Origin of the sequence: Methanobacterium sp. (assembly GCA_016222945.1) — an archaeon.
In the GTDB taxonomy this organism is placed as follows: domain Archaea; phylum Methanobacteriota; class Methanobacteria; order Methanobacteriales; family Methanobacteriaceae; genus Methanobacterium_D.
This window is the reverse complement of the sequence record JACRPY010000002.1, coordinates 501,185-526,417: the sequence shown is the minus strand read 5'-3', so window position 1 is coordinate 526,417 and position 25,233 is coordinate 501,185. Positions and strand designations below refer to the sequence as shown.

General features: G+C 36.4%; 29 protein-coding genes and 1 pseudogene. 8 read left to right on the top strand and 22 right to left on the bottom strand.

From position 1 onward, the window contains the following. Positions 1 to 47: 47 nt before the first annotated feature. Positions 48 to 323 (bottom strand): PRC-barrel domain-containing protein, encoded by a 276-nt coding sequence (locus HZC47_02865; GenBank protein ID MBI5679821.1) that lies wholly within the window; start codon positions 321 to 323, stop codon positions 48 to 50. Beyond that, entirely contained in the window at positions 313 to 909 is a 597-nt protein-coding gene (locus HZC47_02860) for an NTP transferase domain-containing protein (protein MBI5679820.1), read from the bottom strand. Before HZC47_02860 ends, HZC47_02865 begins: the two co-directional genes overlap by 11 nt. A gap of 143 nt (positions 910 to 1,052) precedes the next feature. Between HZC47_02860 and HZC47_02855 the strand changes: the two genes are divergently transcribed. Next, a complete protein-coding gene (locus HZC47_02855) occupies positions 1,053 to 1,910 on the top strand; it encodes a zinc metalloprotease HtpX (GenBank protein MBI5679819.1) in 858 nt (285 codons plus the stop codon). A gap of 36 nt (positions 1,911 to 1,946) precedes the next feature. Here the strand turns inward: HZC47_02855 and HZC47_02850 are convergent, their stop codons facing one another. The 14 genes from HZC47_02850 to mcrB all read right to left on the bottom strand — a co-directional run bounded on the left by HZC47_02850 (position 1,947) and on the right by mcrB (position 13,593). Continuing rightward, entirely contained in the window at positions 1,947 to 3,431 is a 1,485-nt protein-coding gene (locus HZC47_02850; protein MBI5679818.1) for a methanogenesis marker 14 protein, read from the bottom strand. Positions 3,432 to 3,761: 330 nt separating this feature from the next. After that, positions 3,762 to 4,715 carry a tetrahydromethanopterin S-methyltransferase subunit H gene (gene mtrH / locus HZC47_02845; protein MBI5679817.1) on the bottom strand — a complete coding sequence of 318 codons (954 nt, stop codon included), beginning with the start codon at positions 4,713 to 4,715 and terminating at the stop codon, positions 3,762 to 3,764. Positions 4,716 to 4,731: 16 nt separating this feature from the next. After that, positions 4,732 to 4,995, bottom strand: coding sequence for a tetrahydromethanopterin S-methyltransferase subunit G (gene mtrG, locus HZC47_02840; protein ID MBI5679816.1), 264 nt, complete (start codon positions 4,993 to 4,995; stop codon positions 4,732 to 4,734). Between the two features lie 15 nt (positions 4,996 to 5,010). Continuing rightward, on the bottom strand, positions 5,011 to 5,208 hold the full coding sequence (gene mtrF / locus HZC47_02835) for a tetrahydromethanopterin S-methyltransferase subunit F (GenBank protein ID MBI5679815.1): 198 nt from the start codon (positions 5,206 to 5,208) through the stop codon (positions 5,011 to 5,013). A 12-nt stretch (positions 5,209 to 5,220) separates the two neighbouring features. After that, positions 5,221 to 5,943, bottom strand: coding sequence for a tetrahydromethanopterin S-methyltransferase subunit A (gene mtrA, locus HZC47_02830; GenBank protein MBI5679814.1), 723 nt, complete (start codon positions 5,941 to 5,943; stop codon positions 5,221 to 5,223). Positions 5,944 to 5,955: 12 nt separating this feature from the next. Then, a complete protein-coding gene (gene mtrB, locus HZC47_02825) occupies positions 5,956 to 6,258 on the bottom strand; it encodes a tetrahydromethanopterin S-methyltransferase subunit B (protein ID MBI5679813.1) in 303 nt (100 codons plus the stop codon). Positions 6,259 to 6,270: 12 nt separating this feature from the next. Further along, on the bottom strand, positions 6,271 to 7,092 hold the full coding sequence (mtrC, locus tag HZC47_02820; GenBank protein MBI5679812.1) for a tetrahydromethanopterin S-methyltransferase subunit C: 822 nt from the start codon (positions 7,090 to 7,092) through the stop codon (positions 6,271 to 6,273). Next, a complete protein-coding gene (mtrD, locus tag HZC47_02815) occupies positions 7,092 to 7,817 on the bottom strand; it encodes a tetrahydromethanopterin S-methyltransferase subunit D (GenBank protein MBI5679811.1) in 726 nt (241 codons plus the stop codon). The genes mtrC and mtrD overlap by 1 nt, the downstream gene beginning before the upstream one ends. A gap of 12 nt (positions 7,818 to 7,829) precedes the next feature. Continuing rightward, positions 7,830 to 8,720, bottom strand: coding sequence for a tetrahydromethanopterin S-methyltransferase subunit E (gene mtrE, locus HZC47_02810; protein MBI5679810.1), 891 nt, complete (start codon positions 8,718 to 8,720; stop codon positions 7,830 to 7,832). 59 nt (positions 8,721 to 8,779) lie between these two features. Continuing rightward, on the bottom strand, positions 8,780 to 10,432 hold the full coding sequence (mcrA, locus tag HZC47_02805) for a coenzyme-B sulfoethylthiotransferase subunit alpha (GenBank protein MBI5679809.1): 1,653 nt from the start codon (positions 10,430 to 10,432) through the stop codon (positions 8,780 to 8,782). Positions 10,433 to 10,449: 17 nt separating this feature from the next. Continuing rightward, positions 10,450 to 11,199, bottom strand: a complete 750-nt coding sequence (gene mcrG / locus HZC47_02800) for a coenzyme-B sulfoethylthiotransferase subunit gamma (GenBank protein ID MBI5679808.1) — start codon at positions 11,197 to 11,199, stop codon at positions 10,450 to 10,452. 2 nt (positions 11,200 to 11,201) lie between these two features. Next, a complete protein-coding gene (mcrC, locus tag HZC47_02795) occupies positions 11,202 to 11,798 on the bottom strand; it encodes a methyl-coenzyme M reductase I operon protein C (protein ID MBI5679807.1) in 597 nt (198 codons plus the stop codon). Further along, positions 11,795 to 12,238, bottom strand: a complete 444-nt coding sequence (gene mcrD / locus HZC47_02790; GenBank protein ID MBI5679806.1) for a methyl-coenzyme M reductase operon protein D — start codon at positions 12,236 to 12,238, stop codon at positions 11,795 to 11,797. Before mcrD ends, mcrC begins: the two co-directional genes overlap by 4 nt. A gap of 29 nt (positions 12,239 to 12,267) precedes the next feature. Next, positions 12,268 to 13,593 carry a coenzyme-B sulfoethylthiotransferase subunit beta gene (gene mcrB, locus HZC47_02785; protein ID MBI5679805.1) on the bottom strand — a complete coding sequence of 442 codons (1,326 nt, stop codon included), beginning with the start codon at positions 13,591 to 13,593 and terminating at the stop codon, positions 12,268 to 12,270. A 291-nt stretch (positions 13,594 to 13,884) separates the two neighbouring features. On the opposite strand from mcrB, the gene mmp10 reads away from it, so the two are divergent. Then, complete coding sequence (gene mmp10 / locus HZC47_02780) at positions 13,885 to 15,135, top strand: methyl coenzyme M reductase-arginine methyltransferase Mmp10 (GenBank protein MBI5679804.1); 1,251 nt, start codon at positions 13,885 to 13,887, stop codon at positions 15,133 to 15,135. Between the two features lie 82 nt (positions 15,136 to 15,217). Here mmp10 and HZC47_02775 read toward each other — a convergent pair whose 3' ends face one another. From HZC47_02775 to HZC47_02760, 4 genes are all read right to left on the bottom strand, one after another. Continuing rightward, a complete protein-coding gene (locus HZC47_02775; protein ID MBI5679803.1) occupies positions 15,218 to 16,300 on the bottom strand; it encodes a metallophosphoesterase in 1,083 nt (360 codons plus the stop codon). Positions 16,301 to 16,372: 72 nt separating this feature from the next. Then, positions 16,373 to 17,284: a methanogenesis marker 7 protein gene (locus HZC47_02770; GenBank protein ID MBI5679802.1), complete on the bottom strand. Its 912-nt coding sequence runs from the start codon at positions 17,282 to 17,284 to the stop codon at positions 16,373 to 16,375. Further along, positions 17,269 to 17,760 (bottom strand): hypothetical protein, encoded by a 492-nt coding sequence (locus tag HZC47_02765; protein ID MBI5679801.1) that lies wholly within the window; start codon positions 17,758 to 17,760, stop codon positions 17,269 to 17,271. The genes HZC47_02770 and HZC47_02765 overlap by 16 nt, the downstream gene beginning before the upstream one ends. A gap of 53 nt (positions 17,761 to 17,813) precedes the next feature. Then, on the bottom strand, positions 17,814 to 18,077 hold the full coding sequence (locus HZC47_02760; GenBank protein ID MBI5679800.1) for a hypothetical protein: 264 nt from the start codon (positions 18,075 to 18,077) through the stop codon (positions 17,814 to 17,816). 356 nt (positions 18,078 to 18,433) lie between these two features. Here HZC47_02760 and HZC47_02755 point away from each other — a divergent pair, with 356 nt between their 5' ends. From HZC47_02755 to HZC47_02735, 5 genes are all read left to right on the top strand, one after another. Next, the gene (locus HZC47_02755) at positions 18,434 to 18,643 is read left to right on the top strand and encodes a TRAM domain-containing protein (protein MBI5679799.1); all 210 of its coding nucleotides are present in this window, start codon (positions 18,434 to 18,436) and stop codon (positions 18,641 to 18,643) included. A gap of 63 nt (positions 18,644 to 18,706) precedes the next feature. Next, positions 18,707 to 19,372 carry a 2-phosphosulfolactate phosphatase gene (gene comB / locus HZC47_02750; protein MBI5679798.1) on the top strand — a complete coding sequence of 222 codons (666 nt, stop codon included), beginning with the start codon at positions 18,707 to 18,709 and terminating at the stop codon, positions 19,370 to 19,372. Between the two features lie 30 nt (positions 19,373 to 19,402). Further along, positions 19,403 to 20,632: a TraB/GumN family protein gene (locus tag HZC47_02745; protein ID MBI5679797.1), complete on the top strand. Its 1,230-nt coding sequence runs from the start codon at positions 19,403 to 19,405 to the stop codon at positions 20,630 to 20,632. 164 nt (positions 20,633 to 20,796) lie between these two features. Then, entirely contained in the window at positions 20,797 to 21,009 is a 213-nt protein-coding gene (locus HZC47_02740) for a DUF1922 domain-containing protein (GenBank protein ID MBI5679796.1), read from the top strand. A gap of 59 nt (positions 21,010 to 21,068) precedes the next feature. Next, positions 21,069 to 22,658: a GTP-binding protein gene (locus tag HZC47_02735; GenBank protein ID MBI5679795.1), complete on the top strand. Its 1,590-nt coding sequence runs from the start codon at positions 21,069 to 21,071 to the stop codon at positions 22,656 to 22,658. Here the strand turns inward: HZC47_02735 and HZC47_02730 are convergent, their stop codons facing one another. Next, positions 22,659 to 23,507, bottom strand: a complete 849-nt coding sequence (locus tag HZC47_02730) for a TIGR00269 family protein (protein MBI5679794.1) — start codon at positions 23,505 to 23,507, stop codon at positions 22,659 to 22,661. 192 nt (positions 23,508 to 23,699) lie between these two features. On the opposite strand from HZC47_02730, the gene HZC47_02725 reads away from it, so the two are divergent. Next, positions 23,700 to 24,002, top strand: a complete 303-nt coding sequence (locus HZC47_02725; GenBank protein ID MBI5679793.1) for an MTH1187 family thiamine-binding protein — start codon at positions 23,700 to 23,702, stop codon at positions 24,000 to 24,002. A 28-nt stretch (positions 24,003 to 24,030) separates the two neighbouring features. Here the strand turns inward: HZC47_02725 and HZC47_02720 are convergent. After that, positions 24,031 to 25,128 (bottom strand): annotated as a pseudogene (locus HZC47_02720) (DegT/DnrJ/EryC1/StrS family aminotransferase). Positions 25,129 to 25,233: the final 105 nt, after the last annotated feature.

Sequence of the window (25,233 nt, the reverse complement as noted above, 5' to 3'; positions counted from 1 at the left end):
GGCTAATTCTAAATTAAAAATTGTATGTAATTTGAAAAATAAGTAAATTATGATTCTGAAATTATTATAAACTCACCGACTTTCTCCACTTTTCCAAATGGAACTAATAAATGGTCGCCTTTTTTCTTTGCGCCTTTAACATTGATGTTTCTACCTTTTTCAACTTTAATTACTACATCAGTGATTTTTCCGGTTTTACCGTTTATTATAAGTTCATCCAATTCCCCTAATATTCTTGCATTGTTTGTAGCAACCTGATATCCTTTAATTTCGCTCCAGACCTTTTCTTCCCCTTTTATAGGTTTTCTATCTTCATTTACCATCATCATCACCCAACAGTTTCTTAAGAAATTTCATGTCTTCACACGTATTAATATTCAAGGCAAGTTCTATTTTTTCTAAAACTAAAACTTCCTCATTTTGTGTCTTGTTGATTCTTATTAATATATTTAATCCCGATGGCACCATATTATCAAACACTGCTGTTGGTTTCAAGCCATTTTTTTTAAAAAAATCCTCTGGAACAACAACACTCATTGCTGGCTTCGATGATTTCCCATATTCATCAAGAACATGGTCAATAATGCTGCTATTTATTAAAGGTAAATCTGCAGTTATTGTAAGTAAAACATCATCTAAATCACAATTAGCGATGATAAATTGGAGATCATACACATAATCATCACCAGATGTCATTACTGTCTTTATTCCCTGTTTTTTTAGATATTCATCAGTTTTTGGCGTGTTTTTGCTTGTTGCAACAAGTATGTTATCTATATTTTTAGACTGTTTTAATGCTTCAATTACATATTCTATCATAAATTTATTATTTATTTTTATAAGAGGTTTTTCACTGTTTAAATCCATTCTACTGCCTTTTCCACCGGCCATTATTATTGCTGTAACCATTTTGAAGACTTCCTTGAAATTTAGGGGCATTTAAACTTAAACACAAAATTTATATATATCCATTCCCCAATAATATCCTTTGCTAATAAAATATTTAGAGATATTAACAAGGTATAATAACTAAAATCCGTGGTGGTAACCAGATGTTTGATAACATTAAAATATTACTATTATTCAGTTTTTTAACAGGTTTATTAATTGGTATAGGCTATTTAATAGGCTCATTTTTCAAAGTAGGAATTTTAGGGGCATTAATTTTCTTTTTATTTGCAATTGCCCTGAATTTTGCCTCATATTTCTATTCTGACAAAATTGTGCTTAAAATGTATGGAGCAAGAATTGTTTCTGAAGAAGAAGCTCCCGAACTCCATTCAATAGTTGAGGAGCTTGCAATGAATGCAGGAATTCCTAAACCCAAAGTTGCAATAGTTGAAAATTCTACTCCAAACGCCTTTGCAACAGGTAGAAACCCTCAAAATGCAGTTGTAGCAGTAACTACAGGCATATTGAATTTATTAAATAAAGATGAGCTTGAAGGAGTTATAGGTCACGAATTAGGGCACGTAAAAAACAGAGATATATTAATTAGTGCAGTCGCTGCCACAATAGCTGGCGCTATAATAATAGTTGCAGATTATGCAAGATTCTTCGCCATATTTGGTGGTGGAGACGACGCAGAAGGCATAATTGGAATAATTGCAATGACTATACTTGCGCCAATTGCCGCCATAATGGTCCAATTTGCAATAAGCAGATCAAGAGAATATAAAGCTGATGAAAGTGGTGCACAAATCTCTGGAAACCCATTAGCACTTGCAGACGCTTTAAACAAACTTCAAATGAGCGTTAATACAAAACCAATGGATGCAAATCCTGCAACAGCCCACATGTTCATAGTTAATCCTTTTGGAGGGAAATCAAAAACACTTTTAAATTTGTTTTCAACTCATCCTCCAATGGATAAAAGAATAAAAAGATTAGAAGAGCTTAGAACTTTCTAATCTCCTAATTTTATATTTTCTAATCTAAAAAAAAGATTAAATCATTCCTTTTTTCTTTTGAAGTTTCCTTCGCTGTCCTAATATGCATGGCCCACCTTGTTTTCCCCCAATAGGTATATGTGGTGTTCCTATGGAGTTCATACATCTTGCCATTACTGCTGCACCCATTGCAAGAGCATCAGACACAAAAAGAGTGTTATTGAAACAGTCTTTTGAATAGTTAAGTATAAGTTCTGGTTTTCTTCCAGTTATCCCTGCTCTGCCTGTTACACCCAATGCAGAGCCTTCTTCAATTACACCTTCTGCAAATGCTTCATCAAGTAAACGTTTTACAATCATGGCACTTACATGGTCAAGAGTAGCAAATAAAGTGTGTATTCCGCTTTCAGCGTATATTTCATGGCCCAATTCTGTTAATTTTGGAATTTTATCCCCATTTTTACCTACATCACACCCAATAAGTGTTGTTCCCGCATCATATGCAGCTTTGGCATCTACAGGAACTGTTCCAAACCTTTCCCTGTTTTCTGGAACTCTTCCTATATCCAAATGTTCATGGGCACGCTGCGCATATTCTTCAGCCAGTTTCCAGTTTGCTTTTTTTAAAATGTCTTTATTGTAAAGATCTAATGCTGCTCCTCCACGTTTATCTACCTTTTCTGTTCCACGGATTATAGCATCAGATACTCCTCCAGCAAGGCCACAGAAGTTGCCTATTGTTCTTGCATATGGTTCTTCGCTGTTTGTAATTCTTCCAGCAAGTGTTGTTCCAAAATCAATTGATACACATGGATTTCTGTAATCAACATTTGTCCATTTAGCACCTACTTTTATACCTCCAGTTACAAGCTCTCCTTCCATTTCATTGGCCACTACTGCTTTTCCTGTTGGTGGAAGCACACTTACAACTGCCCCGTCAAACATTACCTTCTCAATTAGGGTGAAATCTTTTAATTTTTCTGGGAAACTGTCTATGGACATTGCAGGGGCCATTTTTCGTGGAGGGATTCCTGCATCAAGACATCCATCTGCCAGAGCTATTATAAGTTCTCCAACTTCTTTAGGTGATGCAAATCCTGCAGTAACTCCTGTAGAACGCACAACAAAGTCTAAATCTTTTTCTATATCTATTTTTGAACGTTTTACTGATTCAAAGATTGTGTCTCTAACCATTTCAGAAACAGATTCTTTAGTAAGTTCTACATGCCAAACTGTTTCACCAAAGACCTTTTCGCCTTTTTTGGGCGGTCTGATATCTCTGGTCATTTTTACTGTTTTATCCAGGAGATATGTTCTGCTGGTGTTCAAGTTTGTGGCTGTTAGAATACATTTGGTGGTTGTATTTCCCAGTTCAACAGATGCAACGATGTAATAAACATCTGGCCGCATGTTCATACCATATCCTTGTCCTGCTGTTTTCTTTGTAAATGATGCCATTTTCGCATCTTCAATTGTAATATATCTACTTTTTGCAATTACCGGCTTTGGACCTCTACTAAATATTTTTCCCAATAGTGACAATGGAATACCCTCCGAAAATAAATATTTTCGGGGTTCAGGAAATCAAAGCCTGCAAATCTCCGATTTGTGGCATCAAAATTATAAATTTTGACAGCTTGCAAAAAACTATGTTTTTTGCGCTCCAAAAACCTCCTGTTTTTGAGAGATTTCCTTCAACCTCCGAAAAATTAAAATCTATTAATTAGGTTGTTAATAGAGGATATATATTTTGTGAAATTATTATAGAAAAAATGGGACTGAAATTTAGAAAATTATATCCAAACAAAATTAATTTAGAAATAACAATTATTTAAAAAAAATAAAGAAATTTAGGCGAATAATCGCCTATATTTAGAGCAATTTGAAGAACGGATGGTCTTCAACTGGTTCTGTTCCTATGTCTTTAGCTGCTTCTGCTATGAATATGTCAGCCATTCCACATGCTGGGAAAGCCATTCTAGCGTTTTCAATAGGGCCAAAGAGTACGAAGTCTCCACCAGCCATTTGTTGAATGAGGTTGGAACCTACATCACAAACTGGCCATGCTTCTGCGTGTCCTAGTCCACCTTTATCCACAGGTTTTTTGTATGTTCTGAGCCAATCCCATGCGGATGGTACGTTGTGGATACCTGATCCTACAGGAAGACCCCATTTACTTTTAACAGCAAATGATGTTCTGCATGCAGGTCCTGCACCTTGTCCTAATGGAGTAATAGCTACGTCCATGAACGGTTTGGTAATTCCACATTCTTCAGCCATTTCCATAAGTCCTTTGTCTAAAACGCTTCCACCATTTTCCCAGATGTTGATTTTACCTTCTACACCTGGTTCCATTGGGTTGAATCCTAGAACAATGGATGATGAGATAGCGGTTTCAGCTACAGCTGCTAGTTCATCGGCTTCAGAAGCCATGTTTATGGAGTTGTAGATTGCCCTTTCAGCCAATCCTGCTTCATCAGCATATTTTGCACCTGCAACTTTAGCTTCTGCTGAAGTTGAATCAATCATGAATGGTGCATCACATACTTCACCTACAAATTCCAGGTATTTAACAATAGCTTCAGGTGTTTGCCCAAAGGTCTGTACAATACATGGGTTTCCTGTAACGTCAGCCATTTCTTCCATAGTTTTTATCAGGGCTTCTGCTTTATCTTTGTCAAAAACTCCTGCTTTTTCATCACTTATAATACTGTGTCCGCCATAAAATATAGTTCCTGCCAAAACAGTTGGGTATTCACCAGGCTGGCCTCCAACCTTTACTCCGGCAACATCTATTACAACTTGTTCTTTATCAAATCTAAACATATGTAAAACCTCCTAATTATCCCCCGAATAGAGATTGTAAAGCTTTTATTACTAATCCTGCTTTTAAAACACTGAATGAAACAAATAGGATTATGAGCCCTATTATTATTCCATATAGGATACCTATATCCCTACCAATTTGTTGACCCATTCTCTGAGAGACTTCACCCCATGTGAATTCTACTTTCTCTTCCATTTCGTTTAATCTCTCATTAGCTTTGTTGAAATCATCGGCTGGGACAATAACACGAGGTATAACATTTTTTTCTTCATCTGCCATCTTATCATGCCCCTCCTATTTTAGTAACACCCAAGCAATTGGGAGTCCCACTAATAATATAGCCAGTATAAATCCCAAAGCCATACCATAGAGTCTGGTAGCTATGAGTCCGGCAAAAAGCCTTTGATCTCTACCAATCAATGCGGCCCTGTATTTTACATCTGCTGCTACTTTCCTTATTCCTCTTATATTAGGTTTATTGGATATTAACATCTTAAACCTCCATTATTTCAAGAGTAGTATGGTTCCAAGAGTCAGGGTAAATGCTAAACCAATCATTATTCCCTGAACTTTACCTGAATACATACCTGCGAATATTCTCTGTAGTGAACCGACGTTTTTAACTTCGGTTTGGATATTACGCATTCTAGCTTCGATTAAAGCTGTTTCAGGAGCTACAGGAGGTATTGCTTCACCTTCCTCTTCTTCTCCGGCACCTTCTTCTACTTTTATGATCATTGCTTCTTCTTCAAATGCCCCTGGATCTTTCTCGATGCATTCTTTTACTTTTGCTTGTATAGCAGCAGCGTCTTCTGTGTCAATCATGCTTATGAGTTCCATTTGTTGCTGGAATCTTTCGATTCCCTCATCAGGAATGTTTTCGATGAATGGAATAGCTCCAGTTGCATCTACTATTTTCCTTTTTTCTGGGTCAACACCATTAGCGTGCAGTGCTTCTATACTTTGACCTGTTATGTGGCCCTGTACTTCTGATCCGCATAAAATGAGGAATCTTAGGTTAGGGTTAGATATCAGGTTAGCAAGCATCTTTTCAATCCCGAGGTTTTCAGTTTTACATGGTCCTGCTATTGCTGCACCTGCACTTACTGGAACATCTTCTGTGTGAGAACCGAGTGTGGTTGCTGCAACTGGGCTTTCTGGGTCACCGACCACATAATCCCCGTTTATTACAGGCCATCCTTCTGCTGGTGATTTCTTTTCAGCCAACTTTAACACCTCCTACATAAATAGAGCGACTAGCAGTATTAATCCTACTACAAATCCATAAACCATGTTGGTCAGTTTACCTGCACTCAAGTAAACTCCTTCTCTTCCAGAGTATGAACCTGGAGATACGGTAGTTGGGTCTAAGGATGTATAGAAATCTTCTACTGCAATTTCTAATTCATCTAATTGTTCATTTATTGAGTCTAAGGAAACTATTACAGCACCGCCAACAGCGGCCCCTAAAATCCCTGTAGAAGGGTCAATAGTTAAATTCATTTCAGGAACAACTTGTACTAAAGGTAACATTTCTGCCATTTTTATTCCTCCTTAGTGCTCCTCTTCTTTAGGCCACATACCAGACCATGCAACTGATGCTGCGTCTTTGGCTGATGTTTGGATAAATGCTCTGATTGATATTAACCATGCTAAAGCACCTACTATTGGAACTATTGATACTTTCCAGTTACCAGATACTAATAGTGCAATTAATCCTACTATTGCCATTGACATGAATCCTGTGGATGCTGCCAGTTTAAGTGTTCTTGTTTGGTCTTCGTTTGGTCCTAAACATGCGTTAAACGGATGTTGTATGGCCATTGTGTTCATGATGAATAACAGCGCTATGAATCCTGTTGATATTACTGCAGTTTGTATTGCTGCAAGTTCTATGCTTCCAGCTATAGCTGCTGAAAATCCGATTACAGATAATGCTGATGCTCCTGCAAGTTCGGCAGTACCTTGTACTAAGACTGGTATTTTCATCTTTATGATTTTTTTACCGACAAGTGCAACTATTGCTCCTACTATCATGGATATTACAAGTCCCAGTACTGGGCCTGCAATAGCTAATTTAGGGCCGAGTAAAAGTGCTCCGGCTATTCCTGCTATTCCACCTACAACACCGATAGATAGTGACATGTATCCAATTGAAGGTACTCCAGTTCCTAAACCATAGCTTGCTACTCTTCTTATTGCGTCAGCACCCCATATTATGGCTGCGACTGCTCCAAGAGCTGCAAATAGTGGTCCGAATACTGGGCCTGCGTATGGTAATAAGTATATACCTACAAGTCCTCCTACAACACCGAGTGCTAAGGTTTGTGTGGCTGGTACAGCTACACCTGCGGGTCCTCCGCCTGCTGCTGACATTATACAGCACCTCCTTTAATTAGCAATACTCCTACAATTCCGACTACTAATGAGGCAATTATACATGCTAATACTCCTCTTGGAAGTCTCTTGAACTTAGGATCGTGGAATCCTTCGATGGTACCTCCAATGTTATAGGAAGCTACTACCGCGTTTATAAAGAACAATCCTAAAGCTAATATTCCTGCAAGCATTGCTGCACTTATTGCTATTGTTTCTCCAGATTTTACTGCGTATGCTGGAATCTGAATTAGTGCATCGTAGAGGTAGTAATAAGCTAATCCTCCACCAATTCCACCTAAAAGTCCACCTATAATTCCACTTACAAAACAAACTGTTGGAATTCCGTGACCTTCGGTACCTGGTGTAACAAACTTACTTTGTTCATATTTAGTTAGTGGGTCAGTGTCCACTTTTGCTGATGCCGGTACACATCCTACTCCGAATACGTAAACCCAGTTACCTACGAGCATAGTTATACCGAGCATTAAAGCTGAACCGATAGCGCCTGAAGCTAAGACCAACCAGAGAGGTTGACCTGTCATGGCTGCTGCTGTGATGAGTCCTGTCATACCTCCACCTGCTGCAAGCATAGCGGTACCTGTTCCCACACCTGTTGCTGTTGCTATAGCTGCTGGAGCTCCTCCTACTGGTATGAAGTGTACACCCCCACCAATTAGGACTCCGCCAACGGTTACAGCACCGATTAATAATAATGGGTCCATTATAATTCCTCCTTAATCTTCTAAGTATGGCCCGTAATTCTTTCTGGCAAATACTTCTACTCTGTTGTTTAAGATTATCAATAGTATGAGTATCACAATACCTGCAACTACTCCACCGACTAATCCAAAGACTATAGTGGTCCAGAAGCTTAGGAATACAATTAATCCAAAGCAGAATCCAGTTACAGGTCCACCAAACTTAGCACAGAAGTACACAACATCCATTGAGTTTCTTGCACCGAGTTCGGCATTTCTGGTTATGTCACCGTGAATAGCAACTGGAATACCTCCACCAAATGGATATTGTTGATATTCCCTTTCAGCACCGTAGTGAACGTCCCCTGTGGATGAACCTATAGCACCTATTGTTATACCCCAAAGTACTGCAAGTAGAGGTAATGCAAATGGGTGTCCTAGTCCTTGAATTGGTAAGGTCATTAAGTATGATAATCCTACTATTGAAAATGTTACAATAAATCCGTGTCCTGCTATTGGTCCTAAGTGCTGTGTTACAACATCCATGAATAATGGTTGGTTAAATTGGGATTGACCTACAATCCTTCCTAAATGTGATGATGTTGCCAATGCCACATGAATCAAGGCAGCTACGGTTGCACCTAAAGCTATCGACATTATGACGGGTAGGTGTAATGTTGCCATAAATACAAAGGCCATTGAACCTGCTATACCTGCTAAGGTACCCATTTGTACTGGTTCACCTGACACAGCTTTGTTAAACATTCTGTGAAGGTTTCCCATTTGTGGGGCTAGTTGGACCTGAGAGTTAGGGTTACTCATTGATCCTACATCAGATTCCAGATCCTCTGCGGCTCCTGCAATAGTTGCAGCAGCGCCCATAAGGGCAACAACACCTAATCCTGCTATCATAGGGTCTACTACCATATTTTGATCCTCCTTATTTTTAAATAAAATAAAAAAATAGGTGTTTGCGTAACACCTATTTATTTAGCTGGAGAGATAAGAGCTCTTTCTCCTGCTGGTTCGAATTCTCTTAATGCACCTTTTGCAACTTCAGCACGTGGCTGAGTGAAATCAAACACTAAGTTGTCGTCAGCAAATGCAATTTTAACCAGTGGGTTAAATACAAATGCGTCTCCTCTAGCTGCGTGTGGAGCTTGAGAAATACCTGCGTATTCACCTTGGTGACCTACGTTCATAGCGTAGTTAGGATAGTTAGGTCCTCTGCATTCGAGTGGTAGACCTTCGTCTCCTCTTATTGCGAATACGTTAGCTGCACCACACTGATCCTGCAAGTCGTAACCGTAGAATCCAAGTCTGGAGTGCTGTTCTTTGTGTAAGTACATGGATAAGTACCATGCGCTTAGACCAGTTTGAGCGTTTCCTGTAGCGAAAGCAGTTGCACAACCTGCAGCTGCTGAAACTATGGATGCTCTTTGTGATCCACCAAATATGGTTTCTAAGAGTGCTGGGTATTCTTCGAACTGTTCAAGTGCGTAGAATGTAACTTCTGAACCTACATCAAGGACTGTTTCCATGGTGTTAGGTGCTTCGGTCATTCCAAATTTGTCTTCTACGTATTCTTGACCGTAGTATGTGAAGTCGTCAAGCACGTTATCAGTGTATGCTGCTGTTGCGTATTGTGTGAATCCTACTCCACCTGACATGTATGAACCAAGCCAGATTTGGTCGTATAGCATTGCACCAGTAGCTACAACATCAAGGGTTGTTTTTACTGGGTCTTCAGGGTTAACTCTTGAGGATTGTACTATATCAGCTAAGAAACCGAATGCAACTCCTCCAGGTTCGTTTTCCCCTCTTGCTCTTCTTACTGGGAGATATGATCCCATGTGTACAACTTCTGCGTGTTTTGCAGCGTAAGCGAAGTCACCAGTTGCGGCTTCTCCTGCTGCTTGTTTGTATGCAGAAATCATGGACATACCAATTTGCATAGCAGACCATCGGGAAGTTGTACCTCCGTCACAAGTTCTTGAGACTATGGTTGGTACTCTTACAACTTGCCACATTGCGTCGCCTACTTCAGCTTTTAAAGCTTCAGCTTGGTCGTCTGGGAACATTTTGTTTATGTCTATGACATATGCAGAGTCAATTTCGTCTGCTATTTCATCGTTACCAGTGAAGATTTTCACGTAACTGTCTGCAACAAGTGATGGGTTTGTTTCCACCATGTGCTCTTGTACAACTGCAGCACCAGGCATAGCGTGGTTTACAGTTTCTAAGTAATGAGTAATTGTTTCAGGAGTTACTTCTTTACCTAACCTTTTTTCAATAACAGTGTGTGCAGTGTTTAAACCTACAACAACAGTTCTTCTTATTTCATCCCACATTTGCTGGATTGCAGCGTTGTTTACAAAGTGTAAATCGTCACCTTCAACAAATGTGTCAGTGGTTGAAACCTGGTAAGGCATGAGTACCCTTTGACCGAGTGGTGTACCAACGTCTGGGTTGTACATTGGGATTCCACGTTTTGCGGCTATTTCTTTACCTGCTTTAACGAATTCGGTTTTCCTTTCAGATTGTCTCCATCCGTCGAAGTGGTAAAAGGTAGTTTTTTCTTCTGTTGGGGCTTCTTCAAATTTCTTTTTCAAAGCGTTTATAAATTTTTTATCAGCCATATTAATCACCCTCCTGATTATTCAGGGTAGAATCCACCTTGAGATCTTAGTACGTGTATTTTGTGGAGTATTTCTACTGCGTCCTTGTCGTCTCTGTAAGCTTCACCATCTTTTCTGTAAATAGTGGTTTTTGCTTGGAGAGTTGCTTCGTCCAATGGTGCTCCTAAAGCTACTGGTTCGTCAAGCTCGTCACCAATTTGGTTTTTGACTGCTGAAACTATTCCAGTATCTTTGTTTAACATCAATCTTCTGAGCATGTCAAACATCATACCATCTTCATCGAGTCTTAGGGAGTGTCCGTGAACTGTTTTTCCTCTGATACCTGATCTTGCAGGGTCAAAGAATTCAGTTTCAAGAAGTTCTTTTGAGACTTTTTCCAGATCTCTTTCTCTTGTTTCTATAATTTGTCTTCCTGAGAGAGTACCTGCATCTGCTCCTCTGTACCTGCAGAGGTAAGATCTTGACCTTACGAATGGTTGAGCTGGAGCGTTGTACATTGAGTCAGTAAACTGAATGTATCTTACTCTGTCACCAGCTTTTGCACCGTCGAGTGGCTCGACAAGTTCTCTAATTGGGTCTTCTGGTTCATCCATTTCTTCGAGTGGTGGGTGAGCGCTTGGATATTCCTCACCAGGAGCTCTGTGTCCTAAGATGTTTACAACATCTTCGTCAGAGACTTCCCTTAGTTTTTCAAGTTCATAATCAGGGTCTTGGAAATTACTTCTATTTTGGGCAACCTTAGTTGTTCCAGGATAATATTTTGCCATTATCATGCACCTCCTAGTGCTAACCTAACTTTTCTAATAATTTCATCCAACTTTTCTTGGGGGGCTGTTTCGCCTCTAATAATACCGCTTATTATATCCACAATTTCACCTTTTGTTTTAGGTTCTTCGGGCATCACAGCTTTTGTTTTAACACCGATTTTTGCAAAATCTTCAAAGTCAACAGGATATTCACATATTACTACACAAGGCACGTCTGTGTTTCTTAATATTAACCGAGCTTTATAGACGATGTGATGTTTCACACCTCCAAGATGTACCACTATAAGTTTATGCTTATTAATTTGCTCTATTTCCTTTGGAGTGAGTCCAAAAAGACTGCCTCCTCCAGCTGACGGAGCATCCTGTGGAACACCAGCTCCAGCATTTAAGACAAGCGTGCTGGTCATTATGTTTGCCTCCCTTAGGGCAAATGTTATTTCACAAACCGGTTTTGTTATGTGTCTCCTTCCAGGAGACATTGCAATTGTTAATACTTCACTTCCACTTTGTGCAAATGTTCCTCTCTGGGCAATTCCTCCTCCTTCACCCATTCCCATTGTCTCTCTGCAATCTACAATATGTGTCCCTTTGCCAATCATTCTTCTTTTTTCCTGTTAAGTATTTGAGCCCTTTCACTGAGTTTAGCGTTCTGGTCAGTTAATCCAACCATTTCCTCAGGGATTTCATCTAATTCTTCCCCGTATTTAAGCTGGTCTGTGACTGTCTTTTGTTTTCTTATGAAGTGTCCTATGTGAATGTTAAATCCAAATGGTAAATCATCTTCGCAGATTTCTTTAATATTGTCAATGATATCCTCTGATTCAATGTCCAGGAGAATTCTGCCAGGTTTAACCTGTACGTTTACTTCTTCTCCGTTTACAACCATTGTTCTACGATCTGAGTGTCCTTCTCTTACTGGAGGAAGTCTTGGTCCATGTATAACCATTTTTTTGATACCTTGAATGCTATCAAGACTGTTTAAAAGTTTTTCAGCAGTATCTACGTTTAATAATCTGTGTGGAAAGATCTCGATGTCCATTTACTGTTTTGCCCCCAAAGTTAGATTACTTAAATATCTCCTTTTATGTCGACTGCTGCCTCCACTACATACTTGAGTGGTTCTCTGAATTCAGGTACTTGGCTAAATACGTCTTTAATTAGTCCGGAGGTTGCTTCTGGGGAGAACATCTGTGTACCTGCGTCGAGTGCCATTGCAGCTGCTACGCATGGTATAGCGAATCCTTTACTGTGTCTTGTAACGATGTGGTTACCGTTAAAGATACCAGGTCCACCTCCACCATATATGGAGTGACTGAAGAAAGAGAATCCTACTGCTACACCTTCAGCTCTACCGAAGTCTACACCAGGTAATCCAGTAGCGAATTCAAGAATATCGTTGTAGTATAATAATGTTGAGGATACACCTTGAGCGGCTCTTGCAGCACCTTGGTTTACCATGGTAGCTGCCATTTGTCCTGCTGCTGCGTATGCGTTCCATTTAGCTAAGTCGTCTGTTCCGTATACTTTGAAGTCAGATAATTGTTTTTCGACACCTATGACTCCGTCTGCTTCTGCTTTTGCTACTATGTCGTTTATGACTGATCCAACAGTTCCTTCTTTACCGTTGTCTTTTACGAGATCGTATACAACATTGTCTGCGTTCATTCCTTGATAAGCTAATCCGAGAAGGTGCATTCTTTCGAATCTACCTACTGCATCTCCCATTTCAAACATTGCTGTTTGTTCAAGGATGGATGATAGAGCTGCTGATTGCATGGTGTTTTTGAGTGTTGTTGCTACAACGTGGTTAACCATAACGTTTCTGAGTGCATAACCTGGACCTTCAAGTTTTTGAGGTATATCAAGCATGGTAGCTATGTTTCCGCCTGCGTATTCAACTGTTTGTGGGTATCTACCCATTACAGCTGCTTTTACCATGTTTGCATCGTACATGCTGATGTCAAACTGGTTTATTATAGCTTGAACAAATGCAGTAGCGGTTACTAATGATGTTGCTGAGTATTCAGCTGCTGCTTCAAATCTTGCAGTTGGTAGTTGTACTAATACTCTTTTTCCACCTGCGAGGAGCTCAACGTTTGTGTCGTCACCCTCTTCTACAAGAATCATTTCTTTTGCTTCTTGTGCTATGGCTTCAGCATTTCCAACTATATCTAGATCCATTTCTCTTCCTAATATCTTACCACCAGCGACCTTTCCGGATTTTAGAGCGTTCTCTACACCTTCTAGGTTCACTGCTATGGTCCTCTTGATACCTTGTACGATACTTTTGATCGCAGGGTTTCTCAAAGGACTTAGGGCTTCTAGTGGAACTTGTTCTTCAACAAGATTGCCTCTGTCGTCGTACAAGTCGATCTTATCTTCAAATCTTGCCATTTTTTCCCTCCTGAGAATTTTCGTATAGCAATTTAGAGTACCAATCCTCCCATGTGGATTTGGCTTGGCCAATGTTCACTTAAAAGGAATCCTTTTTAGTACATATTGATATACGAGACTGGATTTGTAGTCTTATATATAATTAAACTTTCTTTCTGATTCAAGTAGAAAGATTTATAAGGTATAATCACCCTATGTTTTCTTAGTATATTTTATCATTTTTTGTACAGATTAATTGAGTTAATTCTTTAAAACAGTTTGTTTTATGTAGTTTAAACACAAGTAGATAATATGCAAATTGTAGCAGATGTAGGTGGAATACCTGGTAAAGACTGTAACGGCTTTTGTAAATACTGTTATTTTAGAAAAGTTAAAGGTATAGAAGCTTTAGGCTGTAAAAACTGTTCTCCCAGCAAAGTAGGCTGTGAAAGTTGCACAACTGGAGTTAGGGAAACAGGAAATGAGTTTCTTCAACCGTTTTTAGTTGTAAGTTCAGTTCAAAGCACTCTCATGTTAGGAAATTACCGTGATTCAAACCTTAAAGTTAATATAAGCGGTGGTGGTGATGTTAGCTGCTATCCTCACCTGCTTGAAATTGTTTCTGCATTTTCAGACTTTGGGCTTCCTATGCATCTTGGATATACAAGTGGTAAGGGTATCAATGATGCTAAAACAGCTGAAGAACTTGTTTCAAAGGAAGTTAAGGAAGTTACTTTCACCACGTTTTCAACAGATCCACAGATTAGGAGAGAATGGGTAAATGATAAAACACCTGAGGAATCTCTTAAAGCACTTCAAATATTCTGTGAAAGTGCTGAAGTACATGCTGCATCGGTAATTGTGCCTGGAGTGAATGATGGTGAAGATTTAATCAATACCTGCACTAATTTGGAAGAATGGGGTGCTAAAGCATTTATATTAATGCGATTTGCTAATTTCTATAACCAGGGATTGATATTGGGTAATGAACCCATATATGATGTAGAACCCCACTCTCTTGATGAATTTGAAGCATTAGTTAGAAAAATTAATGATGAATTCAACTTTAAAGTAACAGGAACTCCTGTTTGCGATCCTGATAATGATACTCCTTTTGCTATTTCAAAAGATAAAAATAAGGAGTATTTAGACATATTGTCTGATGTTACTTCAGAGGCCACTATATTAACAAGTAAAGTATCGGCTCCTTTTATTGAAAGAATAATTGAAAATATTGAAGCAGATTCCCTTGTGAATGTTGTTGCAGTTGATCAAGATATTGGATGTCTTATAACCCAAAAAGACCTTGAAGAAACAGATTTAAGCCTTTTAAAAGAAACTGTTCTTATTCCTGGCCGTGCCTTTGTACATGATAAAGTAGCAGAGGAAATTTTAAGCCGTGACGGCGTAGACCGGCTTGTTGCAAGAGGTCCAGATAAATTAACAGTTGATGGAGAAATGAGCGGAACTTTAAGCAATGATGACATTCTTAAAAGTGAATTGATTGCTTTTGAAGATCTTATTGGTGCCATAAACTTTTTTGGAGTTAGAGTTAAAAAATAAGAGCATATATTGCTCTTTAAATATTAAATATTTTTTTAATTTTAATTAAAATAGAAATAATTTAGGCATTATATACTGTAAACTACCTATTTTGATGTTCTTTTTTTAGTTTAATTAGGGTTATTTCATTTTTTGAGCCAAATCTCATTGGAGGTCCCCATGTTCCAGTTCCAGATGATACATAAATTTTTGTTCCATTATGTTCATAGAGTCCATTGAAATAAGGAAAAGCCAGGCGTCCCAGAAAATTAAATGGGAAAAGCTGACCTTTATGGGTGTGCCCTGAAATTTGTAAGTTAATACCCGCGTTATTTGCAGCTTCTATTTCGGTAGGTACGTGGTACATCAAAATAGATGGTTTGGATCTGTCTATTTCTAATTGGGAGAGAACCTTCTTAAGATGGTGTCTTTCAAAGGAATAATCAACACCAATTATCTGTATATCTTGAATCTCAACCACTTCATCTCGTAATATATTAATATTTGTTGTTTTAAGGATTTCTAAAACATTTTCCAGTCCTTCATAGATTTCATGATTACCTATAATAAGAAATATGGGTGCTTTAAGATTATTTGTAGCATTGAACATGTATGGATGTAACGGGGCACTTCCATCTATTGTATCGCCAGTTATTAACACAATATCTGGATTTAATTCGTTTGTTTTTTCTACTATTTTCTTCAGAAACCCTGAATTTCTAATTGAACCCATATGTATATCGCTGAGTTGAACTATTTTCATATCTCTCCTTAAATTAGGAATAAAGATTTCAAGTTCCTTAATTTCCAGCGGTATATTGTTAACAATAGAATATGCGCTCATGATGGAGGTAAGTGTTATTATTCCAATTCCTGCTGTTACTGGAGGGATATTAATAATTAATTTCAGTATTTCATAGCCCAAAAGGAGGAATAGCGCATAAAATGAGATTCCTACCCATACAGCAGAAATAGTATAAAAGGCACGTGTTAATATATGTGATATTTCCCTTTCAAGCACGGTTGCAATAGGAAAGGATATTGCAGAGATAAATATGAAGATATAAACATTGTTACTTGATATGTTAAGTAACATTTCCATTCTAAAGAAAATATAGTAATTTAGGGCCATTAACCCTATGAAAAATATGGATACAAACATTGCCGACTGGATTATTCTTCTCATTTTGATATAAACTCCATAAAATTAAGCTAAGTATAGTTGAAAAAAGAGTTTTAGGGAAATTTTGAAATTATATTATAAAATAGATGATTCTGGTAACAGTTTCACCAGGGTGTAATCATACATAAATGATCTTTTAATTTCAGAAACGTCCTCTAACGCGTAATCGTCTACTTTGACCTTCCCAATTTCATCTTTATAATTATCATAGTCCAGTTTAATTCTCACTCCATCAAGTTGGCTTACAACTGGTAATGGTGAGTAAACTTCTTTTATGGCAGGTATTTGGTTTTCTATCTCTGTTTTAACAAGTATTGAAGGCACTATTGGTGGATCTTCAGCTATTTCATTTCTCCTATCATCTAAAATGCCTTCAACTACTTCAACAAGATTTCTAAGAGCCCTTATGTTTTCTCCACGTTTAAGTCTTCGCGGAATTCTGCCTAAACCCCCCACATAAGCTGTGGCGCCAGGAATATCCTCTGCATTTATGTCTGGTGCTCCAGTAACAACTACTGGTATTTCTATATCTTCAAAAAGGTGTGTTTTATTTAATATACATTCTCTAAAGCTCCCTAGTGCAAAAACTGCCAGATCATGCTCTTCAATAAGGTTCTTTTCATCTTCTGAGATTCTGGAAATTCCTTTTCCTGCTCCGCGAGAAAGGCCTATCATATTATCCTTTGCCCCGAATCTTCGGAGGTATTCTGATATATCGCATGCAGAATGAGGTAGATGTTGCCGGGCCAGTGTTGGAGAAACTATTGCTATTTCTGTTCCTGCCATTGGAGCTATTTTTACGGTTCCTAAGAGTTCTTTAGCCTTTTCTTTTACTTTATCAACATCTTCTATAGGAACTGCGAGAGTTATAACCAGATCCATCTGGCTGAGGTTTTCTTGGAGTACAAAGCCTCCTAAATCCTCTATTAATTCTGTTACTTCCTCGTGCTTGTGAACTCCACCAGTATAAGTCAGGGTTTCATACATAATTCTTTCTCCAGGATATTATACTTCATTTCAGCCCTTTTTATGGGATTTAATGGTGCATTTTTATGGGAAGGTATTTCCACTGCTTTTGAATAATCCTCTATTTTTATTTCATCCTTCATGTAATCAGGATATACTACAAAATGAGGATTCTCTTGGACTATATTATATCCCATATCTTCCACTATATCTTTTAGAAAATTTGAATAAACTCTTACTTTTATCTTTCGATTTTTGTCTTTATTTGAATCTTTGGTGTTTTTTATTTCATAATTTAAAGGTTTTGTGCCAAATGAATTTGAAAGCAGTATTATACTCTCTTTAATCTGTTTAAATGTGTTTAATTTGATTTTAAGGGATTTGGTTGCAGTTTGGGTTTCGGATAAAACAACTGCTACATCTGCATGTGCAGAATCTGGATCTTTGCTCACTTTGTAATCTGAAATTCCTGCAAGTTTTACTATTTCTTCGCACATAGGAGTTGTGACAATTTTTAAAGAATTTTCCAAATCTATCACCAACTATTTGATTAATCTTTATTTTCAGCGAATTTAAATTTAATAAATTCTACAATGACATCTTTAAAAAATTTCCTCTTATTTCCTTCAGATACTTGATCATAAACTGCCAACAATTCATGTGTATCAAAAAGATGGTTTTTTATTGTATTTTCGACTAATAGTAATTCTATTTCATCTTCAGGGTTTTTAGAGTCCATATTAAAAAATGATCCGCCCATGCTCATCTTATATTCATCTAAAATTGATTCCATCTTTTTATTTTCTTTATCCAATCTAATCACCAGTTAATTTGAATTTTTTAGGGAAACTAATAACATTTAGTAATTTATATTTAAAAATTCATTTAAAACTTTTAATATAATTTAAATTTTTTTATCATATAAAAATTAAAATTGTTTTATAATATTTATAATTTACATCAAAATGTATTTCAACAGATTATAATGTTACATCCTCCCAGTTCCAGCAAAATAATGAGCTAAATTTCCTAAACCGAGTTTTAAATACTTAAATTTCAGTTATTCGGTTAAATACATGTTAATTAATAACAATGGAAACATTTATATAATAACTTCACAATAAATTATATATTAAGATCAGTATAGCTGGTCAAGAGGATGTGAATAAATTGTTCGGAACAGATCAAGGTTCAAAAACAGCCCCACTTGAAGAAGGGGAAGAATATGATGTTAAAATAGAAGATGTGGGTAAAGAAGGCGACGGTATTACCCGTATAAACGGTTTTGTAGTATTTGTACCAGACACTAAAGCTGGAGACGAGGTTAGAGTCAAAATTGTATCTGTAAGAAGACGTTTTGGTTTTGCAGAAAAAATTTAGTTTATAAATTGAAAAAAATTCTTTTTATTATATTATAAATTTCTATTTTTCGGTGTATTTATCATGTTAGTTAGTTTAAGTTTTGAAAAGTCATTTTCTGAAGATGTTGCAATAATGGTGGATGTTTTAAGGGCAAGCACCACGATTACAGTTGCTTTAGATAAATTCAGCAAAGTAATGGCTGTAAAAGATAAAACGAATGCAATGGAACTTGCAAAAAAATATGATGCTGTTCTTGCTGGTGAAAGGGAAGGTGCAAAAATTGAAGGATTTGATACTGGAAATTCGCCTGTTGAAATAAAAAAGTTCCATGGAGATTGCTTAGTACTAACCACAAGCAATGGTACAAGAATTCTTGAAGGAATGAAAGCAAAAGCACTTGTTGGATCATTTATAAATGCAGAAGCAGTGGCAAAAAAGGCTTTAGAAATTGCTGAAAATCATATAGAAATTGTAATGGCTGGAGTTAATGGAAAATTTGCAATTGAGGATTTTCTTGGAGCAGGAGAAATAATATCAAACCTTACTGATTACAAACTTGATGAAATGGCGCTTTCGGCATATATGGCATCAAGAAATGAAAATATGGTAAATAAAGCTGTTAAAAACTCTGATTCTGCCTTAAAACTTAAAAAACTTGGATATTCAGAGGATATAACTTTTTGTATTAACAAAAATTTGTATAGCACTGTTCCCCTATACCAAAATGGAATCATAAAAAAACTATAGAATTACACTAAATTAAAATGTGAGATTATCATGGCACCAGAATCACTTGAAATAATAGGAACAGCCCACGTATCCGAAAAAAGCGTTGAAACTGTTAGAAACACTATTTTAGACAAAAATCCAGATGTTGTTGCTGTTGAGTTGTGTATAAACCGTTACCACAATTTAATGAACGAACAATATGGAGAACCTCAAAAAAATGAATTTAAAATAAGAGAAGTAATAAAAGGGAAAAATTTAACCTTATTTTTAGTAAGTGGATTCTTATCGTATATGCAGCGTAAAATTGGCGATGATGTAGGAGTTAAACCCGGTTCAGAGATGTTAGCTGCAATAAATGCTGCAGGAGAAGTAGGGGCACGCGTAGCTTTAATAGATCGTGACATATCAATAACCTTAAACCGTGCCATAAATAAAATGAGCTACATTGAGAAAATGAAGTTTATATATGGATTAATAGCTTCTTTTTTCAGTAAAGATGACGAAATTGAAGACATAGACAGTATCACTGAAGGAGATGCTCTAAATGAAGTTATGGGCTATTTTCAGGAAATGTCTCCAAAGGCATATGATGTTTTAGTTACTGAAAGAGATGCCTACATGGCAAAAATGCTCCTGGATATCCCTGAAGAAAATGTGGTTGCTGTTGTGGGTGCAGGGCACAAAGGAGGAATTACAGAATATATGGAGAATCCAGATAAGATTCCTCCTCTTTCTGAGCTTTTAAATATTCAAAAATCAAAAATATCCCTAGGAAAAATCATTTTATTTTCAATTCCTCTAATTTTTATTTTAATTTTTTTACTTGCTTTTTTAAATGGAATTAATATACAAACCAGTCTTATAGAATATATTTTAATTACAGGATGCCTTGCTTTTGCTGGATCTATTCTTTCTGGTTCAAAGATTTATTCTGCCATTACAGCTTTTTTAGCTGCTCCCCTCACAATTTTACATCCATTACTTGCTGCAGGATGGTTTTCGGGAATTGTGGAAGCCAAACTGAGAAAAGTGGGAATGGACGATTTAATGGACTTTAAGGAATGTGAAAGTTTGGGGGATTTCTGGAAAAACAATCTTTTCAGAGTGTTATTAGTTGTAGTAGGAACTAATATTGGTGCCACAATAGGGGCATTCATTACAATACCCAATGTATTTTATCCATTACTTCTCAAGATTTATGGAGCAATTTATCCCATACTTCTCGCGATTTTTAATGCATTTTACCCTATAATTGGCAAGATTTTTGGATGGGGCTAATCCATAAATGCTAAAAAATTATTTCACTAATTATTAATATTTAAAAATTTTATTTCTAAATTGAATATTTATTTAAATCCTTTTTTTTGAAAAATTTTAAATGAATTGAATAATACATCATTTATCACAATTTTAAAAATATAAAAAATTAACATGTGATTTTCATGTATCTCATATTCCGATGCGACTGTGGACGTGCAATGTATGCAAAAGAGGGAATTATGCAAAAGAAATGCGTTTGCGGTAAAATATTAAAGGTGAAAAGTCGACGTATCATTGCAAAAGCAGAAGATGCGCAGTTAGCATCCCAAAAGGTTAGAGATCTTCAGGAAGAAAAATATGGCGGTGCATTTTTTACTACTGCAAATAAAATCTGATATTAATTCAATTAGAACCATAATGTGATTATATATTAGTAAATAACCAGTTTAATCTCATGAAAAGTAGCATCTATAATATTACAAAAAAAGGCGAGAGAAAAAATATTGAGTTTAAAGAAAGCCTAAACAAAAAATACCATCTGGAAAAAGATAGGAAACAACGCCTTGCATCTCAAATGAAATACCGAATGGAAAGGGGCGATGGCGAAGCTATTTATTTTATTGGTGTTGATGATGATGGTAACCTTAAAGGACTTGATGAATATAAAATGGAAGAATCACTTTTTGTTTTAAAAAATATCGCCCAAGAAATTGGTTCAGTCATTTTGAACCTTGATAAATATCCTGGAGACAATGGAACCGTTGCTCAAGCTTTAATTGGCAAAAAAAACAATGTCAAAAAGGATCATATGCTTGTAGGTGTTGCTGGACATGTAGACCATGGTAAAAGTACATTAATCGGGACTTTAACTACAGGAAACCTTGATAATGGATCTGGAAGAACCAGAATATTTTTAGATCTCCAAAAACATGAAATAGAACGTGGTCTTTCTGCTGATCTTTCATTTGCAATCTATGGATTCTGTAATGGTGAAACTTTAAGAGTTAAAAATCCATTAAACAAAAAAGAAAAAGCAAAATTGGTGGAAAACTGTGACAAGGTCATATCTTTTGTAGACACTGTAGGTCATGAGCCATGGCTTAGAACCACTATCAGAGGCATAGTGGGCCAAAAACTTAATTATGGCCTTGTAACTGTAGCAGCAAATGAAGGACCTACCCATATTACTAAAGAGCATCTTGGAATTATAATGGCCATGGAACTGCCAGTTATAATTGCAATCACCAAAACAGATATAGTGACTGATGAAACGGTAAAAGAAGTTAAGGAAAAGGTGTTTGAACTTTTAAAACTTGTGGGGAGAATACCTTTCATGGTGAAAACAGATACAGATGCAGAATTTATAGCAAAAAATATGAATCAGCATTTAGTTCCAGTATTAAATGTTTCATCTTTAAATGGTGAAGGTTTAAACCTGTTAGATCATTTATTTTTAAATCTTCCAATACAAGACAATAAATATAAGCGAAAAAAGCCATTTATGATGTATATTGACAAAATATATTCTGTAATGGGTGTTGGAACTGTTTTAAGTGGGACAGTAAGGCAAGGGAAAGTAAAAAAAGGAGATAAATTGCTTTTAGGTCCTGATGGAACTGGGAAGTTCCTGGATGTAAGCATTAAATCCATAGAAATGCATCATTATAAAAAAGATGATGCTGAGGCTGGAGATGTTGTTGGAATTTCTGTAACTGGTGTAGATATTGGTGATATTAAAAGAGGGATGATAATTTGCGCTTTTGATTATGATAAAGTTCCTGTAAGAGATTTTGAAGCCGAAGTAGCCATATTGGTACATCCAACAACAATTAGAGAAGGTTATGAGTGTATAACACATATTGAAACAATTTCAGAGACTGCAATCATTGAACCTCTTGATAAAGAGTATATGTCCGCCGGAGACACAGGTAAAGTGCATATGCGGTTTAAATACAGGCCTTATTGTATTAAAGAAGGTCAAAAGGTTATATTCCGTGAGGGGCGGAGTAAAGGGATTGGTTCTGTTACTAAAATTATTGAATAATTATAAAATACTGTTTTTTATTTCTTCAATCATCTCACAGGCTTTGCAAATATTTAAAGAAGATGGTTCTCCGCATTTTTCGCATTCATATAACTTTGCAGTCTTTTTTTCAAATTGAAGTGTTTTTTGGAATGATTTAAGGATATTTGACTTGGTTCCTTTTTGTTCAGATTCCATTTGGTTTAAAAATTCCTTCATTTTAGCCCTTGCAGACGTGTGTGAGTATGGACACTCTGCAAAATGCACATCAATGTTATTTAAAACTGCCCACATTCCTACATCCTTTTCTGGTAAATTCCAGAGCGGTTTAATCCGGGGGATAAGTTTTTTGTGAATGGTGTCTAATTTTGGCCCAAACTTCCTAAATCTCTTAAAATCAGCCCTTGCAAATGTCATTAGAAACGATTGTATTTCATCATCTAAGTTGTGACCTGTTGCAATTTTAATAGCTCCAACCTCATAGGCAGTGCGGTTCAATAAATATCTTCTGAATACTCCACATGGTATGCATGCACTCTTATAAAAATCATGTATATCATCTAATTTAAATTCTAATTCGTCGCCAAATGATTTTTCAACTAATTTAACCCCTAAATCTTCAGCATTTTTCCTTGCTACTTCAACACCATCATTTCGATACCCTGAAATACCTTCATCAATAGTTATGGCTATTAAATCAAGATCATAATCATCTTTAAATTTATTTAACATGTGTAATGTTAAAATACTGTCTTTTCCGCCAGATAATGCTACTGCTATCTTTTCATTCTTATCCAGCAGTTTATATTTTTCAACTGTATTTTTTACATTGTTTTCAATGTATTTGTTGAAATCTTCCACATTTACCATATAATCAGCTTGCAAATCTATAATTACACATTAAAACCATGTTATCTGGTTAATTTAAGTTTAATTATACTTTTTTATAAAAATTAAGTTTAAATATTTGATATTCCTTTGTTTTGAATTATAATGAATTATTTTGATGCATTTTAAATTTTTGATTAAAAATATATTACGGTTCCAACATAAATAACAGTTATGATAACTGCTGAACTTACCGTAATCCCTATTGGAACTGGAGAAACAAGTATAAGCAAATATGTGGCTGTTGCTGTGTCTGTTTTAGACCAGATAGGGATTGAATATAAATTAAGTGGGATGGGAACTTCTATAGAGACAGATGACCTTGATAAACTATTTGCTGCTGTAAAAGCTGTCCATGAAGCTGTGTTTAAAGAAGGAGCCATGAGAGTTGCGACTCATATAAAAATAGACGATAGACGCGACGTTGAAAAAACAATGGCTGAAAAAGTAGCTTCTGTTAGGGAAAAAATAAAATAATAAAGAATTATTTGTTTCAAGTATGTAATTAACTTAAAATTCTGTCTGAAGCATCTTCAAGCACAGATACTATTTCATTAAGATTTTCAACAGTTAATGCAGGATTCACAGGGATAGATAAAACTTCTGATGCTGCTTTTTCAGCTTCAACACAGTTAGCTGTAAAACCTAAATCCTCATAGAGTTTCTGTTTGTATATTGGCCGTGGATAATGTATTCCAGTTCCAATTCCTTCATTATTTAAAAATTCTCTTAATTCATCCCTTTTACCGTTTTTAACTCTGATTGTGTATTGGTGGAAGACATGTTTAACGTTTTCTGCCACGTATGGCGGTTCAATACCATCAATAGTGTTAATGTGTTCTGTAAGATACTCTGCATTTTCAATTCTTTTTGCATTGAATTCATCAAGCCGTTTTAGTTGAACAACACCTATTGCTGCTGCAATATCTGTCATTCTAAAATTATAACCTAAAATAACATGTTCATATCTTTCACTTTCACCATGGGCTCTTAAAGCGCGTGCATCATGATTAAATTCATTGTTATTGGTAGTTATTATTCCACCTTCGCTTGTAGTGATGTTTTTTGTAGGGTAAAAGCTGAAACATGCCATATCTCCCCATAAACCTACATTTATCTTTTTATAGATCGCCCCATGGGCTTGTGCAGCATCTTCAATAACTTTTAGGTTATTTTCTTCGGCTATTTTATTTATGGGGCCCATATCTGCAGGTTGACCATAAAGGTGAACTGGCATTATGGCCTTTGTTTTGCGAGTTACAGCTTCTTTAATCTTTTCAGGGCTTATATTGTATGTTTTAGGGTCAATATCTACAAAAACAGGTTTTGCACCAGTATAAAGAATGGTGTTTGCTGTTGCAGCAAATGAGAATGGAGTAGTTATTACTTCGTCCCCTTTACCGATTCCTGTGCATAGAAGAGCCACGTGTAACGCTGTGGTTCCCGAACTTGTTGCAATAGCGTGTTTTGTCCCTATATACTCTGCAAATTTTTCTTCAAATTCGGCTACTTTTGGTCCCTGTGCAATGAAACCTGATTTTAAAACAGCTTCAACTTCTTTAATCTACTCATCACCAATGAATGGCTTAGCAATTGGTATCATCTATAATCACCTTTATATTTCCGATAAATGGTCTTAATAAACTCAGTTAAATCATATAAAAACATGAAATTGTCTATGTTATCCTTTTCATTCTATTATGGCTAA